A 16,220-nucleotide genomic window follows, 5' to 3' on the forward strand; every position below is an offset into this window, starting at 1 on the left:
TTCAACGCCCCCGCATCCCCATCAAAACCTCAATCGTCACCGTCGTCGCGTCGTCATCCGGCCGTTTGCGATGCGCGATGCCCAACGCCCTTGACAGTGCCGGCCGCAGGGGCCGCGTGGTGATGCGGGGGTCAGGCTGCGGTGCGCCGGCCTCATGGGGCAGCAGCGCGGCGCCGTAGCCCGCTGCCACCAGGCTCTTCATTGCGTCGTTGTAGTTCAGCTCGATGCGTGCCTGCGGCTGGGCGCCGCCTGCGGCAAACCATTCGGCGGTCTGGCGCGACAGCCGGGTGCCACGGTCGTTGGCGATCAGGGGGCGGGCCGCAAGCCAGGCGGGCGTGATGTGCCGCGGCGGCTTCCAGGCGGCCGGGATGAAGGCCAGCACCGGGTCCTGGCGCCAGGCCTGCACCTGCAGCCCGCGCAGCACGGGCTGTGGCAGCGCGACGATGCCGATGTCCAGGCTGCCGGCAGCCAGGCGCGCCAGGGCCTCCTCGCTGGTCATCACCGCCACTTGCACATCGATCTCGGGATGCCTGGCGGCCAGGGTTTCCAGCGCCTGGGGCAAGAGGTGCGCGAGTGCGCCGGTGGAGGCGCCCAGGCGCACGCGGCCCCCGCGCGTGGCGATCTGGCGCTGCACGGTCTGCAGGAGATCGTCGGCCTCGGCCAGGAGCTGGCGCGCCTTGTCTATCAGCAGGCTGCCCGCCGATGTGGAGGTGACGCCGGCCGGTGCGCGGTGCAATAGACGTGTTCCCAGACGCTCTTCGAGCTGCGCCACATGCAGCGTCACCGTGGGCGGCGCCAGGTGCAGCACCTTGGCGGCGGCAACGAATGAGCCCAGGTCGGCCACCGTCAGCAGGGTGCGCAGACGGTCCAGATTGATTTCGCGCATGGTGCGGTGTCCCAGGTTGCCAGCAATTCAGGAATCATGAATCCGTAGTTTGTCAGATTCAACTGGTTTGCATGCGGCAGGCGCTGCACCATGCGCTCCACACCCAATCGGAGCAACCCATGACCTCTCTTGTTTTCATCGATGGCGACCAAGGCACCACCGGCCTGCAGGTGCGCGAATGGCTGGCGGATCGGACCGACCTGCGCCTGCTGCAGCTGCCGGCCGACCAGCGCAAAAGCACGGTGCACCGCGCCGAGGCGCTCAACGACTGCGACATCGCCTTGCTGTGCCTGCCGGACGAGGCTGCGCGCGAGGCCGTGGCGCTGGTGCGCCGGCCCGGCGTGCGCGTGATCGATGCGAGTTCTGCGCATCGCACCGCGCCGGGCTGGGTCTATGGCCTGCCGGAACTGGAGGCAGGCCAGGCTGAACGCATCGCCCATGCCCGGCGCGTCAGCAATCCCGGCTGCTATCCGACAGGTGCTCTGGCACTGCTCAGGCCCTTGATCGACGCGGGCCTGCTGCCCCCCGACTACCCGCTGGCCATTCACGCGGTATCGGGCTATTCGGGACGGGGCCGCGCAGGACTGCTGGACCATGAGGGCGCTGCCGCCGCCACTGCCGTGCCCCTGCAGGTCTACGGCCTGGGGCTGCACCACAAGCACGTGCCCGAGATCCAGCAGCATGCCGGCCTGGCCCATGCGCCGGTGTTCGTGCCGGCCTATGGCCACTACCGGCAAGGCATCGTGCTGACCATCGCCCTGCATCTGCGGCTGCTGCCCGCCGGTGTGACCGCCCGCAGCCTGCACGCTGCGCTGCAGGCGCGGTACCAGGGCCAGCCCTGCATCGAGCTGCAACCCATGGAGGAGGACGCCGATGCGCAGCGGCTCGACCCGCGCGCGCTCAATGGCAGCAACCAGATGCGGCTCGCGGTGTTCGGACAGCCGCAGGAAGAGCAGGTGCTGCTGACCGCCGTGTTCGACAACCTGGGCAAGGGCGCTGCCGGCGCGGCGGTGCAGAACCTTGATCTGATGCTCGGGCTGCAGCCACTGCTCCACGGCTCAACGAATCCGTCGCGCATTCCCCTCCCCCTCTGAGCAAGGGGGCATGCGCACCCTGCCGAACGCGGCGAGCAGGCCGCCGCCTCGCTGCCAGCCAGACCGAAGCAGGTCCTGCTCCAGTCGGCCCGAACTGTGCGGCTCGGCAGGCCCGGGCCTGCGGTTTCAGCGGGGCAGCCTGTCGATGGTCTGGATCAGCAACTGAGCCAACCTGTCGCTGGCGGCCTGGGTGCGGTGCACGCCATCCGGGTTCAGGTCCTCGTCACCGCGAAAATCGGCATCCCAGCCGGCGTGCGGTATGCCCTGTTGCGTGGCGATGTCGTGCATCACCGCGTTCAGGGCGTCCAGGTTGTCCGTCCATTCCACGGGAAAGCGCCCCAGCGGCATGCCGGGCAGGCCCGTGAACACGGGAGTGGAGCCGCATTCACGGCTGATGCGCACGGCCTCCAGCAGGTCGGCCCGGTACTCGTCTGGCGGGACCAGGCCGAAGCCGTCATTGGCGCCCAGGGCGATGACCGTGACGCGGCTGTTGTGCGGCACGTCGGCAAACGTCAGCATGAGTTTTTGCAGCCGCAGGCCGTTGATGCACCTGTCATCCAGCGTCCACCAGGGGCGTGCCGCCTGGATGCGCTGCACCGGCGTGATGTCCACGCCGTAGCCGTTGAGAATGCTGTCGCCGTTGAGCTCGATGCTCAACGGGCAGCGATAGCCAAACAGCCGGCACAGCAGCTTTTGCAACCAATCCATATCGAACCTCCTGGGGAATGCGGGCATGGACGACACGGCATGTGTCGTTCATCCGATGATCCGCGAGGCTCCCTCGCCCGCAGGCACTCCGGGCGCCACGGCCTGGCGTGCCGTGCCCAGGCACATCATCTGAAGGGCGCCAGGGCCGCTATCCCACCATCTCCCGCACCCAGCCCGGCAGCTCGACGGCCTTCTGCCTGGGAAAGTCCACCCAGATCACGGTGCCGCCGCCGGCGGCGCAGATGACGCCGGGCTCGGAGATGCGTTCCATGGTTCCCCAGGTCTCGAAGGTGGTGCGGCCGGGGTCGCTGACGTACATCTTGAGCAGCACCTCGTCGGGATAGGCCAGCTGCTGGTGGAAGTTGCAGAACGCATTGACGATGACCGGCCCCTGCCCGCCCGGCGTAGGCGCCATGCCCGCTTCGACCATCCAGTCGATGCGGGCAGTCTCCAGATAGCGGAAGTACATGGCGTTGTTGACATGGCCCATGGCGTCCATGTCGCCCCAGCGCACTTTGAATCGCATCTCGTGAACCCATTTTTTATATTCTGGAATCTCTATGCGCATGCCTGCAGTCTCCTTGTTGTAGCGCCACCGCAAGGCACCATGCCCCACAGCCCCCGGTCACTGTGCAGCAGGGCGGATTCCCGCGCTGTCACCTATCAGCAACGACGGGGTCCACGCACGTCATAGAATCCACCGCATTGCGGCATTTGCGCTGCAGCCGAACGAACGTTCGGTCTGCCGAACATCCTGTTTTTTCAATATCCAAGCGAGACACCCCGATGACGAACGAAGAAATCCTGGCCCAGTACGGGCCGCGCGAAGCCATGGAATACGACGTGGTGGTGGTTGGCGGCGGCCCCGGCGGCCTGGCCACGGCCATCCGCCTCAAGCAGCTGGCGGCCGAAAAAGGCCAGGATGTCTCCGTCGTCGTGCTGGAAAAGGGCTCCGAGCCCGGTGCCCACATCCTCTCGGGCGCCATCATGGACCCGCGTGCGCTGACCGAGCTGATCCCTGACTGGAAGGAAAAGGGCGCGCCCCTGACCCAGCCCGTCACCGATGACGCCATGGTCTTCCTGGGCGAGAAATCCGCCCTGCGCACGCCCAACTTCCTGCTGCCGGCCTGCTTCCAGAACCACGGCAACTACATCGTTCGCCTGGGCTACGTGGTCAAGTGGCTGGGCGAGCAGGCCGAGGCACTGGGCGTTGAAATCTTCCCGGGCTTTGCTGCCGCCGAGGTGCTCTACAACGAGGACGGCTCGGTCAAGGGCGTGGCCACCGGCAACATGGGCATCGGCAAGGACGGCGAGCCCACGGGCGAGTTCCAGCTGGGCATGGAGCTGCACGCCAAGTACACGATCTTTGCCGAAGGCTCACGCGGCCACCTGGGCAAGCAGATCATTGCCAAATACCAGCTGGACGCCGGCAAGGACCCGCAAAGCTACGGCCTGGGCATCAAGGAGCTGTGGGAAATCGACCCGGCACGCCACAAGCCCGGCTTCGTGATGCACACGGCCGGCTGGCCCATGGACAGCAAGACCTACGGCGGCGCCTTCCTCTACCATCTGGACGACAACAAGGTCACGCTGGGCTTCATCACGGGCCTGGACTATGCCAACCCCTACCTGAGCCCCTTCGAGGAATTCCAGCGCTGGAAGACCCATCCCAACATCCGCTACTACCTGGAAGGCGACGAGTCCAAGGGCATCAAGCCGGCCAAGCGCCTGGGCTACGGCGCGCGCGCCATCACGGCCGGCGGCCTGCTGTCCCTGCCCAAGTTCGTGTTCCCGGGCGGCGCGCTCGTGGGTTGCGACGCAGGTTTCCTGAACGTCAGCCGCATCAAGGGCAGCCATGCCGCCATCAAGACCGGCATGCTGGCCGCCGAGGCCGCCTATGACGCCATCGTCGCGGGCCGCCAGGGCGACGAGCTGGGTGCCTATGTAGAGGCCTTCGAGAACAGCTGGCTGTACGAAGAGCTGAACAAGTCGCGCAACTTCAAGGCTTGGTTCAAGAAGGGCCTGACCACGGCCACGCTGATGAACGGCATCGAGCAGTTCGTGCTCAAGGGCAACATCCCCTGGACGCTGCACCGCGACAAGCCCGACCACGCCTACCTGAAGCCTGCGGCCGAGTGCAAACCCATCGACTACCCCAAGCCCGATGGCAAGCTGACCTTCGACCGCCTGTCCAGCGTCTTCATCAGCAACACCAACCACGCCGAAGACCAGCCTGCCCACCTGACGCTCAAGGACGCCTCGGTGCCCGTGGCCATCAACCTGGCCAAGTACGCAGGCCCCGAGCAGCGCTACTGCCCGGCCGGCGTCTACGAGTTCGTGGACGACACCGCCCAGGGCGGCAAGCGCCTGCAGATCAACGCCCAGAACTGCGTGCACTGCAAGACCTGCGACATCAAGGACCCCACGCAGAACATCGTCTGGGTCACGCCCGAAGGCGGCGGCGGGCCAAACTACGCGGGCATGTGATCCGCACGCCACACCGGCCTTCCTCTGAAGCCTGCCCAAGCCTGCTTGTGCAGGCTTTTTCTTTGAGCGCCATCAAAGCCATGCAGGCCCAGAAAGCATAGAAGGCCATCCGAAAGGCGCTTGCACGCAATAAAAATGCACGACAAAGCCCAAAACAAGCCCCTGAAGACGCAAACCTGCACCGCCAAACCTGTTCAACACGCATGAAAAAGTTGCACCTAGGGCATTCCCCGCAGATTTCATGCCAATTTTTAGATACAAACCTATAGGTGAAAACCGGGTCGTCCAAACGCCAAGGCGTACAGGGCGGCTGCAGTAGACTTTGCCGCGAAGCGCCGCGACCGTCCTGTGCGGCCTTCTGCTGAGCAAACAGGAACAAACACAAGCACGTTGGAGATACACGTATGAAGCACTTGTCTTGGGCGCCCCTGGGCGCGCTGGCCCTGGCAATTTCCGCCATCGCGGGCGGCGCCCACGCCGCTGACGAGAAGTCGGTCGCAGTGACCGCCATCGTCGAGCACCCTGCACTCGACGCCGTGCGCGACGGCGTGCAGGCCGCGCTCAAGGAAGCAGGCTACGAAGCCGGCAAGAACCTCAAGTGGCAGTACCAAAGTGCCCAGGGCAACACCGGCACGGCCGCGCAGATCGCACGCAAGTTCGTGGGCGACAAGCCTGACGCCATCGTGGCCATCGCCACGCCCTCGGCCCAGGCCGTGGTCGCATCGACCAAGACCGTGCCCGTGGTGTTCTCCGCCGTGACCGACCCCGTGGCCGCCAAGCTGGTGCCCAGCTGGGAGCCGTCCAAGAACAACGTGACCGGCGTGTCCGACCTGCTGGCCCTGGACAAGCAGATGGATCTGGTCAAGCAGGTCGTGCCCAACGCCAAGCGCGTGGGCATGGTCTACAACCCTGGCGAGGCCAACTCCGCCGTGGTGGTCAAGGAACTCAAGGCCCTGCTGCCCAAGCTGGGCATGACCCTGGTGGAAGCCGCCGCACCCCGTTCCGTGGACGTCAGCAGCGCCGCGCGCAGCCTGGTCGGCAAGGTCGATGTGATCTATACCAATACCGACAACAACGTGGTCTCGGCCTACGAGTCGCTGGTCAAGGTCGGCCAGGACGCCAAGATCCCGCTGGTGGCCTCGGACACCGACTCCGTCAAGCGCGGCGCCGTGGCTGCCCTGGGCATCAACTACCGCGATCTGGGCGAGCAGACCGGCCGCATGGTGGTGCGCATCCTCAAGGGCGAAAAGCCCGGCGACATGAAGACCGAAGTCAGCACCAAGATGGAGCTGTTCGTGAATCCCGGCGCCGCCGAGAAGCAAGGCGTCAAGCTGTCCGACGCGCTGGTCAAGTCGGCCGCCCAGGTGATCAAGTAATACCCGGGGTTTGCCTGCCCGGGACCAACCCGGGCAGTGCGCCCACGGTGGCAGGCGCCATGGCAACATGGCCCTGCCCTTTTTTTAAGTCGTTTTCTGTCCCACGCGCCTGTCGCTCCTCCTATGTCTCTTTTCTCATTGCTCGGTGCCGTCGAGATCGGCCTGATCTTCAGCCTGGTGGCGCTGGGCGTCTTCATCTCGTTCAGATTGCTGCGCTTTCCCGACCTCACGGTGGACGGCAGCTTCCCGCTGGGCGGCGCCGTCTGCGCCATCCTGATTTCCACGGGCACCAATCCCTGGCTGGCCACGCTGGCCGGCACGGCCGCGGGCGCCGTCGCGGGCCTGATCACGGGCTGGCTCAATGTGCGCCTGAAGATCATGGATCTGCTGGCCTCCATCCTGATGATGATCGGCCTGTATTCGGTCAACCTGCGCATCATGGGCGGCCCCAACGTGCCGCTGATCAACGAGACCACGCTGTTCACCCTGCTGCAGCCCGACAGCGTGGCTGACTATGTGATGCGCCCGGTCATCCTGTTCGTGATCGTCGTGATCGCCAAGCTGGGCCTGGACTGGTTCTTCGCCACCGAGCGGGGCCTGGCCATCCGCGCCACGGGCTCCAACGCCCGCATGGCACGCTCGCAGGGCGTGAACACCGGCGCCATGATCCTGCTGGGCATGGCGATCTCCAACGGTCTGGTCGGCCTGGCCGGCGCGCTGTTCGTGCAGACCCAGGGCGGCTCGGACATTTCCATGGGCATCGGCACCATCGTCATCGGCCTGGCTGCCGTGATCGTGGGCGAATCCATCCTGCCTTCGCGCCGCATCGTCTGGGCCACGCTGGCCGTGGTGGTGGGCGCCATCGTCTACCGCTTCTTCATTGCAGCGGCCCTCAACAGCGATTTCATCGGCCTCAAGGCCCAGGATCTGAACCTCGTCACCGCCCTGCTGGTGACCGTCGCCCTGGTGATCCCCCAACTGAAGCGCAAATTTGCACAGCGCAAGTCCTGATCGCCGGAGAACCCTCATGCTGAGCGCACAACAACTCGAAATCACCTTCAACCCCGGCACGCCCATCGAAACGCGGGCGCTGCGCGGCATGTCGCTGGACATTCCCGACGGCCAGTTCGTCACCGTCATCGGCTCCAACGGCGCCGGCAAGTCCACCTTCCTGAACGCCGTCTCGGGCGACCTGTCCGTGGACAAGGGCCGCATCGAGATCGCCGGCCAGGACATGACGCGCCTGCCCGTGTGGGCACGTTCCGAACGCGTGGCCCGTGTCTTCCAGGACCCCATGGCGGGCACCTGCGAGGACCTGACCATCGAGGAAAACATGGCCCTGGCCCAACGCCGCGGCACCTTCCGCCGCCTGAGCCGCGCCGTCAAGGCCGAGATGCGCGACAACTTCCGCGAGCGCCTGTCCATCCTGGGCCTGGGCCTGGAAAACCGCCTGACCGACCGCATCGGCCTGCTCTCTGGCGGCCAACGCCAGGCCGTGAGCCTGCTGATGGCGGCGCTGCAGCCTTCGCGCATCCTGCTGCTGGACGAGCACACCGCCGCGCTCGACCCGCGCACGGCCGACTTCGTGCTGCAGCTGACGGCGCGCATCGTCTCCGAGGCCAAGCTCACCACCATGATGGTCACCCACAGCATGCGCCAGGCGCTGGACGTGGGCGAGCGCACGGTGATGCTGCACCAGGGCCAGGTCGTGCTGGACGTCAGCGGCGAGGAGCGTGCGCGCATGGACGTGCCAGACCTGCTGCACATGTTCGAGAAGGTGCGCGGCGAAAAGCTGGCCGACGACGCGCTGCTGCTGGGCTGAGCTGGGCTGGGCTGAAACAGCCCGCATAAGATGAAAGGGCGCTGCGGCGCCCTTTTTCACGGCCCCTGCCCTGGCCTTTTGACTTCAGAAAACCGATCCCCCATGTCCCATCTCCTGTTCAAGGCCGCAAGTGCCGGTGATGTCGCTGCAATCGAGGCCCAGCTGGCCCGCGGTGCAGACATAGATTGGCGCCACAAGGGAACCGGCAGGACGGCACTGATCGAGGCAAGCATCCAGCGGCAGCCGCAGGCCGTGGCCGCCCTGCTGCGCCATGGAGCATCGCTCAACCTGCAATGCAAGGCGCTTGGAAGCACGGCACTGGCCTGGACGGCGAGCCTGGGCGATGCGGCCATCGCCGCAATGCTGCTCTCGCACAATGCCGACATCGAAATCGCCTCGCCCGAGCTGGGCCGCACGGCACTGATGAGCGCCGCGCAGGCCGGCCATGCGGAACTGGTGGCCCTGCTTCTGGAGGCAGGTGCCGATCCCGCACCGCTGGATTTTCGCCAGGAAAACGCCTGGGCGCTGGCCCGGGCCAAGGGACATACGCAGGTCATGGCACTGCTGGAGAGGTCTGGCAGTGCCAGCCCGCCACCGCCTGTAGCACCGCAGGCTCAGGATTGGCCAGACACATCACCGGGCACCGAAACGCAGACGCCTGAACGAGTGGTTCGCGCCTACATCCTGGCCATGGAAGCCTGGGAACGCAAAGGCGTCGCCAGGCACGCCGCATCCGCAGCCGCGCCTGAGTTCTGGGCCGAGCAACTGGACATCGTGGCCAAGTACTGCACCTCCAAGCCGCGCGCCTACGCCCACAGCTCTTTCGGCACACCCACCCACCACTCCGCGCAAGACCTGCTGCTGTCGGTGACCCAGCAATCTGCATCGAGAATGGAACTCATCGTTCTTCGCGCCAGCGAGTCCATGGCGTACGAACACCGCTTCTCCGTACATCGCAAGGCGGGACAGTGGCGCATAGACAGCCTGGCGCGCCGCCTGCACGGAACGCAGAAGTGGGAGCGCGACATTCTCTAGCTGGCCGGCCATCCCGGCGACAGCCAACCGCCGTCCCGCTAAACCCACACATCGTTCATCGCCGTCCTCTCGCCGCCTTCCTCCCCGGTGTTCAGCACCCCGCGCGGCTCGATCAGCATGAGGCGGGCTTCCCGCTTGGCGCTGGGCTTGTGCTCCGTGCCTTTGGGGACCACGTACAGCTCGCCCTGGCGCAGCAGCACATGGCCATCACGGAAGTCGATGCGCAGTTCGCCGTCCAGCACCAGGAAGGCTTCATCCGTTTCGGCATGCGAGTGCCAGATGAACTCGCCCTGCACGCGCACGATCTTGAACTGGTAGTCGTTCATCTCGGCGACGACGCGGGGGCTCCACTGGCCGGTGAAGCGGCTGAATTTCTCGGGGAAGTTGATGGCCTCGTAGGGGCGGTTTCCAACGGGGAACGTCATGGGCAGACCTTATGAAAGCGTGTGAAGCCTCCATGCTAGGAAGCGCCATCCCTTCGGTCTTGCACGATCGTGCAGCTCAGGCCGCGCCCAGGCGCCTGAGCCAGCGTGCGGGCGGCACGCCATAGGCCATGGCGAACTGGCGCGCCATGTGGCTCTGGTCGAAGAAGCCGGCCTGCAGTGCGGCATCGGCCACGCCCTGCCCGACCAGCAGCAGGCGCCGCACGGTGTCCAGCCGGCGCATGGTCAGGTAGCGGTAGGGGCTGGTGCCGTAGAGCGCGCGGAAGTCACGGCACAGCCGCCAGCGGTCCAGGCCGCTGGCCTGGGCCAGGGCATCCAGGGTCACGCCCTGCACCAGCGCGTCGTGGATGCAGGCGCGGGCGCGCTCCACGGCCCCCAGGTCGGGCAGGCGTCGGACGTTGCGGCGGCCCGCCACGGCGTCCAGCGCCCATGCCAGGTCGTAGATGGCGTCGTCGCGCGCCAGCGGCTCCAGGTCTTCATCCAGGCCCTGCAGCAGCGGCAGCAGCGCGGCCTTGAGCCGCGGATCGGCAGACAGCCCGCCCTCGACAAAGGGCAAGGGCCTGCCGCCCAGCACCTGCTGGATCAGGGCCGGCTCCACATAGACCATGCGGTAGCGAAAACCTGCGTCGGTGCCCGCGTGGCCGTCATGCAATTCATCGGGATGCAGCACCATGGCGCCGCCCGGCAGGCTGTGCCGCTGGCTGCGGCGGTAGGCAAAGCTTTGCACGCCGGACAGCGTCAGGCCCAGTGCATAGGTGTCGTGCCTGTGGGGCGCATAGCCGTGCCCGCCGAAGTAGGCCTCGATGCGCTCCAGGCCTGCGCCCAGCTGCGAATGCCGGACCCAGTCGCTGGAGATGCTCGTTTCTGCCATGTGGGTTGGTGGTGAGGGGTGTGCAAAGCAGCCGCAGATGGTAACTGCGGGCCAGTGACCTCAAGGCGAGCAGGCCGGCTGCTCCGCGCCCGGCACGTCCTGGCTTGACGGTGCGCGGCGCATGCCCGCAGACACCACCCACCCCAGCAGCGCGATCAGTGCAGCGCCCCATTCGGCCTGCTGCAGCCCCCGGGCGGTGGCCTCGCGCAGCGCATCGGGCGCCGTGATGCCGGCCAGCGGCGCCGTGGCCACCATGACCAGCAGGGCCAGCCCCAGCGCCGCGCCCACTTGCTGGGCCGTGGCCGCAATGCCCGAGGCCACGCCCTGCTGCGCAGCCGCCACGCCCTGGCCGGCCACCACCCACATGGCGGTCCAGCACGCGCCCTGGCCCAGGCTGAGCACCACGAAGCCGGGCACCAGCCAGACATAGCTGCCGCCCAGCGGCAGCGCCCAGGCCATGTAGGCCAGGCCGATGGTGCCTGCGGCCCAGCCCCCCATCAGCACGGCGCGCGGCGTGGAGCGGTGCAGCCAGTGTTGGGCCCAGCGGATGCCCAGCGTGCAGACCGCCGTGGGCAGCAAAAAGGCCATGCCGGCCTGCAGCGGGCTCCAGCCGAAGATCTGCTGGAAATACAGCGCCAGAAAGTAGTACTGCACGCCAAAGCTGCTCATGAAGAGCATGGTCAGCAGCATGGCCGCGCGCAGGCTGGGCACGCGCAGCAGGGACAGCGGCATCAGCGGCGAGGCGATGCGGGCCTCGATGCGCCAGAACAGGGCCAGCGCCGCCATGGCCACGGCCAGCGTCCCCAGCGTGGCGGCGCTGGCAAAGCCCCATTCAGGGCCTTGCACCAGGGCCGTCACCAGCAGGCTGCTGCCCACGGTCACGCTCAGGCAGCCGGCCAGATCGAAGCCCTGGCCCGGCGCGGCGCGCCCGGTCTGGGCCGAGGGCGGCAGAAAGCGCAGCGCCACCATGGCACACGGCCAGGCCACGGGCACCAGCACCCACAGCACCCAGTTCCAGCCCAGCGTCTGCGTGAGCACGCCGCCCAGCAGCGCGCCGGCCGCCAGCCCGCCGGCCGACGCCATGCTCCACACGGCCAGGGCGCGGTTGCGCTCGGGCCCGGCCGCATACAAGGTGTTGATCAGCGACAGCGTGGCCGGAAACAGCAGCGCCCCGGCCACGCCCTGCCCTGCGCGGCCCAGCACCAGCTGCCAGGGCTGCGAGGCAAAGCCGCCGACCAGGGAGGCTAGGCCGAACAGCGCCATGCCCGCCACATACATGCGCCGCTTGCCCAGCAGGTCCGCGCAGCGCCCGCCCAGCAGCAGGCAGCCGCCAAAGGCCACGCTGTAGGCACTGACCACCCATTGCAGATGGTGCGCGTCCATCTGCAGCTGCTGGCCCATGGCGTCGAGCGCGACGAAGACGATGGTGGCATCCAGCGCAATCAGCAGCTGGGACAGGGACAGCAGCGCCAGCGCGGCGCGCGGGTGGCGCAGGGCGCCGGGGGAATCGGTCATTGGCATGGCGCCGATCCTAATTAATGCACTTGTGAAGATAAACAGCAGATTTTCATTTTTCTTATGCAAAACTGCATTAATCGAATCTGGAGACATGCCATGGATCTCAACGCCGTGCACCTGCTCATCAAGGTGGCCGAAAGCCGCAGCTTCACCCAGGCCGCCACGCTGCTGGGCACCAGCCAGCCCCGCATCTCGCGCGCCGTGGCGCAGCTGGAGAAAGACCTGGGCACGCGGCTGCTGCACCGCAATACGCGCAGCGTCTCGCTCACGCCTGATGGCTGTGCGCTGGTGGACCGCTGCGCCCCGCTGATTGCCGGGCTGGAAGAGGCGCGCCAGCTGGTCAGCGACCGGCGCTGCGCCCCCAGCGGCGTGCTGCGCATGACGGCGCCGTCCATGCTGGGCCGCATCGTGCTGGTGCCGCTGCTGGGGCAGTTGCTGCGCGAGCATCCGCAGCTGCAGATCGACACCAGCTTCACCGACCGCATGGTGGACATGGTGGAAGAAGGCTTTGACGCGGCCGTGCGCATAGGCCCGCTGGCAGACAGCCGCATGATTGCCCGCGCCCTGCCGCCGCTGCGCTGGGTGACCGTGGCCTCGCCCGCCTACCTGGCGGCGCGCGGCACGCCGCAGACGCTGCAGGAGTTGGCGCAGCACAGCTGCATGGCCGTCTACAACCACTACCTGGGCCGGCGCGTGCCCTGGCAGTTCCTGGCCGGCAATGGCGAGATGCTGGACTGGCCTGCGCCGCAGACCGTGACCTTCGACAGCGGCGATCCGCTGGTGGAAGGCTCGCTGGGCGGCCTGGGCGTGGCCCAGGTCATGGAGTTCGCGGTGCGCGAGCACCTGCAGGCGGGCCGGCTGGTGCGGCTGCTGCCCCAGCACGAGGGCCGCGCCCGCGAACTGTCCCTGATCTACCCGCGCACGCGCCAGGCCTCGCCGCGCATCAAGGCACTGGCCCAGCTGCTGCTGGCGCAGACACAGTGGTAGGCAGGCAGGCCGCAGACGGCGTGGCGCCATGCACACAGTGCGTTCGGATTCAGTTCCGCTTATGTGGGTGAAGGGGGATTAAACTCCTGCCTTTCCACGATGGCAGCGTTCTCGGACAATCACGCCTTTTCGTGGTGCATGCACCTTGATGGGGCCGCGACACAGCGGCTCTTTTGTTTTTCCTGTTTTGCATTCCTGCCCCCGCGCCGGCCAGCGGCCGCGCGGGATCTGATCCACCAATCGACACATCCATGGCAGCAGACAACTCCAAGAATGCCGCACCCACCGCGCTCAGGCGCGAACTCAAGGCGCGGCATCTGTCCATGATCGCCATCGGCGGCTCCATCGGCACCGGCCTCTTCGTTGCCTCGGGCGCCACCATCTCGCAGGCCGGCCCCGGCGGCGCCCTGCTGGCCTACATGATCGTGGGCCTGATGGTCTACTTCCTCATGACCAGCCTCGGCGAAATGGCCGCGAACCTGCCCGTCTCGGGCTCGTTCGCCACCTACGGCGCGCGCTATGTGGACGAAGGCTTCGGCTTCGCGCTGGGCTGGAACTACTGGTACAACTGGGCCGTCACCATTGCCGTGGACCTGGTGGCCGCCCAGCTGGTCATGGCCTACTGGTTCCCCGACGGCAACGGCATGCTGTGGAGCGCCCTGTTCCTGGCCATCATGTTCGGCCTCAACGCCATCTCGGTCAAAGGCTTCGGCGAGGCCGAGTACTGGTTCGCCGCCATCAAGGTGACCACCGTCATCCTCTTCATCGGCGTCGGCGTGCTCATGATCCTGGGCATCGTGCGGGGCGGCGCGCCTGAAGGCGTCTGGGGCAACTTTGCCCTGTGGAGCCAGGGCGACGCGCCCTTTGCGGGCGGTTTCTCGGCGCTGATCGGCGTGGCCATGATCGTGGGCTTCTCCTTCCAGGGCACGGAGCTCATCGGCATTGCCGCCGGCGAATCCGAGAACCCCGCCAAGAACGTGCCCCGCGCCGTGCGCCAGGTGTTCTGGCGCATTTTGCTGTTCTACGTCTTCGCCATTCTGGTCATCAGCCTGCTGATCCCCTACACCGATCCGCACCTGCTCAAGAATGACCTGGGCGACATCAGCGTGAGCCCCTTCACCCTGGTCTTCGAGCGCGCGGGCCTGCTGTCGGCCGCCGCCGTGATGAACGCCGTGGTGCTGACCTCGGTGCTGTCGGCCGGCAATTCGGGCATGTACGCTTCCACGCGCATGCTCTACACGCTGGCCTGCCAGCGCATGGCGCCACGCATGTTCTCGTATGTCAACAAGCGCGGCGTGCCCACGCTGGCCCTGCTGGCCACCACCGTGGTGGCGGCGCTGTGCTTCCTGACCAACATCTTCAGCCCGCAACTGGTCTACATCTGGCTGCTGAATCTGTCGGGCATGACGGGCTTCATCGCCTGGCTGGGCATTGCCATCAGCCACTACCGCTTTCGCAAGGGCTTCGAGGCCCAGGGCCTGGACCTGAACCAGCTGCCCTACCGCGCATCCTGGTTCCCGTTCGGCCCCATCTTCGCCTTCGTGCTGTGCATGGTGATCACCCTGGGCCAGAACTACGAGGCCTTCATGGCCGACCGCATCGACTGGACCGGCGTGGTCGCCACCTACATCGGCCTGCCGCTGTTCCTGCTGATCTGGGGCGGCTACCGCCTGGTCAAGGGCACGCACATCGTGAAGTACAAGGACATGCAGCTGGGCTCCAACGTCGACTGACGCCCGGCCCAGTCCCCATGAAAAACAGCCCGCAGATGCGGGCTGTTGGCTTTCAGGCCTCTGCCGACCACACGGCCAGTTCGTAGCCGTCCGGATCGGTGAAGTGGAACCTGCGGCCACCCGGGAACGCGAACACCGCGCGACTGATCACGGCCCCGGCCCCGGCCGCTTCCACGCGGCGCTGCGCCTCGGCCAGATCGTCGGCGTAGAGGATGACCAGCGGGCCGCCGGGCCGCACCTCCTCGCCGGTGGTGAAGCCGCCCGTCAGCCGGCCATCGCTGAACTCGGTGTAGCTCGGCCCGTAGTCGGTGAAGGTCCAGCCGAAGGCCTCGCCGTAGAACGCCTTGCTGCGTGCGATGTCGGCCACGTTGAACTCGATGTTGTCGATCTGGTGGTTCTTGCCCCTGATACCCATGTGCTGCTCCGTTGAATGCTGGTAGGCCGCCATCATCGGCCACGCCGTGGCAGCGGTCTTGAACAAAACGGCCAGACGGGCCGCTCAATCCAGCAGTTGCTGCAGGGCAGCGCGGGGCGTGATGCCGCACAGCGCCCTCACTTCGCGCGACAGATGCGCCTGGTCCGCATACCCGGCGTCCGCCGCCAGCGCCGCAAGACCTGCCTGCCGGTCCGACCGTGCCAGGGCCAGCAGGCGCTGAAAGCGCAGCACGCGCTCCAGGGTCTTTGGGCCGTAGCCAAACTGCGCGTGGCACAAGCGGCGCAGGCTGCGCTCGGGCATGTCCAGCTGCGCGCGCATGGCGGCCAGCACACCGGATTCATCCCGCCCGGCTGCAGCCGCCACATTGAACAGCTCCATGGCCTGCCAGTCCGGCGCCGGGGCGTCGCGGCCCATTTGCACCAGTCCATGGATGAACACGGCCTGCCCTGCGCCCGGCTGCGCATCGTTGATGCGATGCACCCACTCCCGCGCGCGCAGCCCCAGCAGATCGCCCAGTTCCACCGCCTGCCCCACGATCTCGTCCATGGGCAGGCCCAGCCAGGCGCTGGCCGCACCTGGGCCGAAGCGCGCCCCCCATACCTCGGACCCCGGCACCAGCGCGGGCCGCGCAGCCACCCTGTCAGGCCCCACGGCCAGCAGTTGCCCGCCCTTGCAGACGATGTCCACGCAGCCGTCGGGCACCACGAGAAAGCCACCGGCATAGTCCGGGGCCACGGTGCTGCTCCACAGGCACTGGAAGTGCGGCTGCAAGGCGGGCAACTGCGTCGTGGGGCCTGACAGGGTGGCTGCGCGGCCCGCGCTGG

Annotated in this window: 16 protein-coding genes; 8 read left to right on the top strand and 8 right to left on the bottom strand. The window is 67.1% G+C overall.

From position 1 onward, the window contains the following. Position 1 precedes the first annotated feature (1 nt). A complete protein-coding gene (locus tag BW39_RS28005; protein WP_043825485.1) occupies positions 2–886 on the bottom strand; it encodes a LysR family transcriptional regulator in 885 nt (294 codons plus the stop codon). A 119-nt stretch (positions 887–1,005) separates the two neighbouring features. On the opposite strand from BW39_RS28005, the gene argC reads away from it, so the two are divergent. Continuing rightward, positions 1,006–1,980: an N-acetyl-gamma-glutamyl-phosphate reductase gene (gene argC / locus BW39_RS28010; RefSeq protein ID WP_043825496.1), complete on the top strand. Its 975-nt coding sequence runs from the start codon at positions 1,006–1,008 to the stop codon at positions 1,978–1,980. Between the two features lie 126 nt (positions 1,981–2,106). Here the strand turns inward: argC and BW39_RS28015 are convergent, their stop codons facing one another. Beyond that, on the bottom strand, positions 2,107–2,688 hold the full coding sequence (locus tag BW39_RS28015; protein WP_043825486.1) for a GDSL-type esterase/lipase family protein: 582 nt from the start codon (positions 2,686–2,688) through the stop codon (positions 2,107–2,109). 148 nt (positions 2,689–2,836) lie between these two features. Then, complete coding sequence (locus BW39_RS28020) at positions 2,837–3,256, bottom strand: acyl-CoA thioesterase (RefSeq protein ID WP_043825487.1); 420 nt, start codon at positions 3,254–3,256, stop codon at positions 2,837–2,839. A 218-nt stretch (positions 3,257–3,474) separates the two neighbouring features. Between BW39_RS28020 and BW39_RS28025 the strand changes: the two genes are divergently transcribed. From BW39_RS28025 to BW39_RS28045, 5 genes are all read left to right on the top strand, one after another. Next, positions 3,475–5,175 carry an electron transfer flavoprotein-ubiquinone oxidoreductase gene (locus BW39_RS28025; RefSeq protein ID WP_034394846.1) on the top strand — a complete coding sequence of 567 codons (1,701 nt, stop codon included), beginning with the start codon at positions 3,475–3,477 and terminating at the stop codon, positions 5,173–5,175. 404 nt (positions 5,176–5,579) lie between these two features. Next, the gene (locus BW39_RS28030; protein ID WP_012206114.1) at positions 5,580–6,551 is read left to right on the top strand and encodes an ABC transporter substrate-binding protein; all 972 of its coding nucleotides are present in this window, start codon (positions 5,580–5,582) and stop codon (positions 6,549–6,551) included. 123 nt (positions 6,552–6,674) lie between these two features. Next, a complete protein-coding gene (locus BW39_RS28035) occupies positions 6,675–7,562 on the top strand; it encodes an ABC transporter permease (protein ID WP_043825488.1) in 888 nt (295 codons plus the stop codon). 16 nt (positions 7,563–7,578) lie between these two features. Beyond that, positions 7,579–8,373 carry an ABC transporter ATP-binding protein gene (locus BW39_RS28040; protein ID WP_012206116.1) on the top strand — a complete coding sequence of 265 codons (795 nt, stop codon included), beginning with the start codon at positions 7,579–7,581 and terminating at the stop codon, positions 8,371–8,373. 102 nt (positions 8,374–8,475) lie between these two features. Continuing rightward, entirely contained in the window at positions 8,476–9,408 is a 933-nt protein-coding gene (locus BW39_RS28045) for an ankyrin repeat domain-containing protein (RefSeq protein ID WP_043825490.1), read from the top strand. A 38-nt stretch (positions 9,409–9,446) separates the two neighbouring features. Here the strand turns inward: BW39_RS28045 and BW39_RS28050 are convergent, their stop codons facing one another. The 3 genes from BW39_RS28050 to BW39_RS28060 all read right to left on the bottom strand — a co-directional run bounded on the left by BW39_RS28050 (position 9,447) and on the right by BW39_RS28060 (position 12,243). Next, the gene (locus BW39_RS28050) at positions 9,447–9,833 is read right to left on the bottom strand and encodes a cupin domain-containing protein (RefSeq protein ID WP_043825491.1); all 387 of its coding nucleotides are present in this window, start codon (positions 9,831–9,833) and stop codon (positions 9,447–9,449) included. Positions 9,834–9,909: 76 nt separating this feature from the next. Next, entirely contained in the window at positions 9,910–10,722 is an 813-nt protein-coding gene (locus tag BW39_RS28055) for an AraC family transcriptional regulator (RefSeq protein ID WP_013801949.1), read from the bottom strand. A gap of 60 nt (positions 10,723–10,782) precedes the next feature. Further along, the gene (locus BW39_RS28060) at positions 10,783–12,243 is read right to left on the bottom strand and encodes an MFS transporter (RefSeq protein ID WP_043825493.1); all 1,461 of its coding nucleotides are present in this window, start codon (positions 12,241–12,243) and stop codon (positions 10,783–10,785) included. A gap of 93 nt (positions 12,244–12,336) precedes the next feature. Between BW39_RS28060 and BW39_RS28065 the strand changes: the two genes are divergently transcribed. Together BW39_RS28065 and BW39_RS28070 are read left to right on the top strand one after the other, a co-directional pair. Further along, positions 12,337–13,227: a LysR family transcriptional regulator gene (locus BW39_RS28065; protein ID WP_043825494.1), complete on the top strand. Its 891-nt coding sequence runs from the start codon at positions 12,337–12,339 to the stop codon at positions 13,225–13,227. A gap of 251 nt (positions 13,228–13,478) precedes the next feature. Further along, positions 13,479–14,960 carry an amino acid permease gene (locus BW39_RS28070; protein WP_013801947.1) on the top strand — a complete coding sequence of 494 codons (1,482 nt, stop codon included), beginning with the start codon at positions 13,479–13,481 and terminating at the stop codon, positions 14,958–14,960. Positions 14,961–15,012: 52 nt separating this feature from the next. Here the strand turns inward: BW39_RS28070 and BW39_RS28075 are convergent, their stop codons facing one another. Together BW39_RS28075 and BW39_RS28080 are read right to left on the bottom strand one after the other, a co-directional pair. After that, positions 15,013–15,375, bottom strand: a complete 363-nt coding sequence (locus tag BW39_RS28075) for a VOC family protein (protein WP_043825497.1) — start codon at positions 15,373–15,375, stop codon at positions 15,013–15,015. Between the two features lie 84 nt (positions 15,376–15,459). After that, on the bottom strand, positions 15,460–16,176 hold the full coding sequence (locus BW39_RS28080; protein ID WP_442854818.1) for a helix-turn-helix domain-containing protein: 717 nt from the start codon (positions 16,174–16,176) through the stop codon (positions 15,460–15,462). Positions 16,177–16,220 lie beyond the last annotated feature (44 nt).

It is taken from the genome of Delftia sp. RIT313 (assembly GCF_000632165.1).
Lineage (GTDB): Bacteria > Pseudomonadota > Gammaproteobacteria > Burkholderiales > Burkholderiaceae_C > Comamonas > Comamonas acidovorans.

Bases quoted from the DNA above. Each gene is read 5' to 3' on its own strand.
- BW39_RS28005 (WP_043825485.1), bottom strand. From the start codon at position 886: ATGCGCGAAATCAATCTGGACCGTCTGCGCACCCTGCTGACGGTGGCC.
- argC (WP_043825496.1), top strand. From the start codon at position 1,006: ATGACCTCTCTTGTTTTCATCGATGGCGACCAAGGCACCACCGGCCTG.
- BW39_RS28015 (WP_043825486.1), bottom strand. From the start codon at position 2,688: ATGGATTGGTTGCAAAAGCTGCTGTGCCGGCTGTTTGGCTATCGCTGC.
- BW39_RS28020 (WP_043825487.1), bottom strand. From the start codon at position 3,256: ATGCGCATAGAGATTCCAGAATATAAAAAATGGGTTCACGAGATGCGA.
- BW39_RS28025 (WP_034394846.1), top strand. From the start codon at position 3,475: ATGACGAACGAAGAAATCCTGGCCCAGTACGGGCCGCGCGAAGCCATG.
- BW39_RS28030 (WP_012206114.1), top strand. From the start codon at position 5,580: ATGAAGCACTTGTCTTGGGCGCCCCTGGGCGCGCTGGCCCTGGCAATT.
- BW39_RS28035 (WP_043825488.1), top strand. From the start codon at position 6,675: ATGTCTCTTTTCTCATTGCTCGGTGCCGTCGAGATCGGCCTGATCTTC.
- BW39_RS28040 (WP_012206116.1), top strand. From the start codon at position 7,579: ATGCTGAGCGCACAACAACTCGAAATCACCTTCAACCCCGGCACGCCC.
- BW39_RS28045 (WP_043825490.1), top strand. From the start codon at position 8,476: ATGTCCCATCTCCTGTTCAAGGCCGCAAGTGCCGGTGATGTCGCTGCA.
- BW39_RS28050 (WP_043825491.1), bottom strand. From the start codon at position 9,833: ATGACGTTCCCCGTTGGAAACCGCCCCTACGAGGCCATCAACTTCCCC.
- BW39_RS28055 (WP_013801949.1), bottom strand. From the start codon at position 10,722: ATGGCAGAAACGAGCATCTCCAGCGACTGGGTCCGGCATTCGCAGCTG.
- BW39_RS28060 (WP_043825493.1), bottom strand. From the start codon at position 12,243: ATGCCAATGACCGATTCCCCCGGCGCCCTGCGCCACCCGCGCGCCGCG.
- BW39_RS28065 (WP_043825494.1), top strand. From the start codon at position 12,337: ATGGATCTCAACGCCGTGCACCTGCTCATCAAGGTGGCCGAAAGCCGC.
- BW39_RS28070 (WP_013801947.1), top strand. From the start codon at position 13,479: ATGGCAGCAGACAACTCCAAGAATGCCGCACCCACCGCGCTCAGGCGC.
- BW39_RS28075 (WP_043825497.1), bottom strand. From the start codon at position 15,375: ATGGGTATCAGGGGCAAGAACCACCAGATCGACAACATCGAGTTCAAC.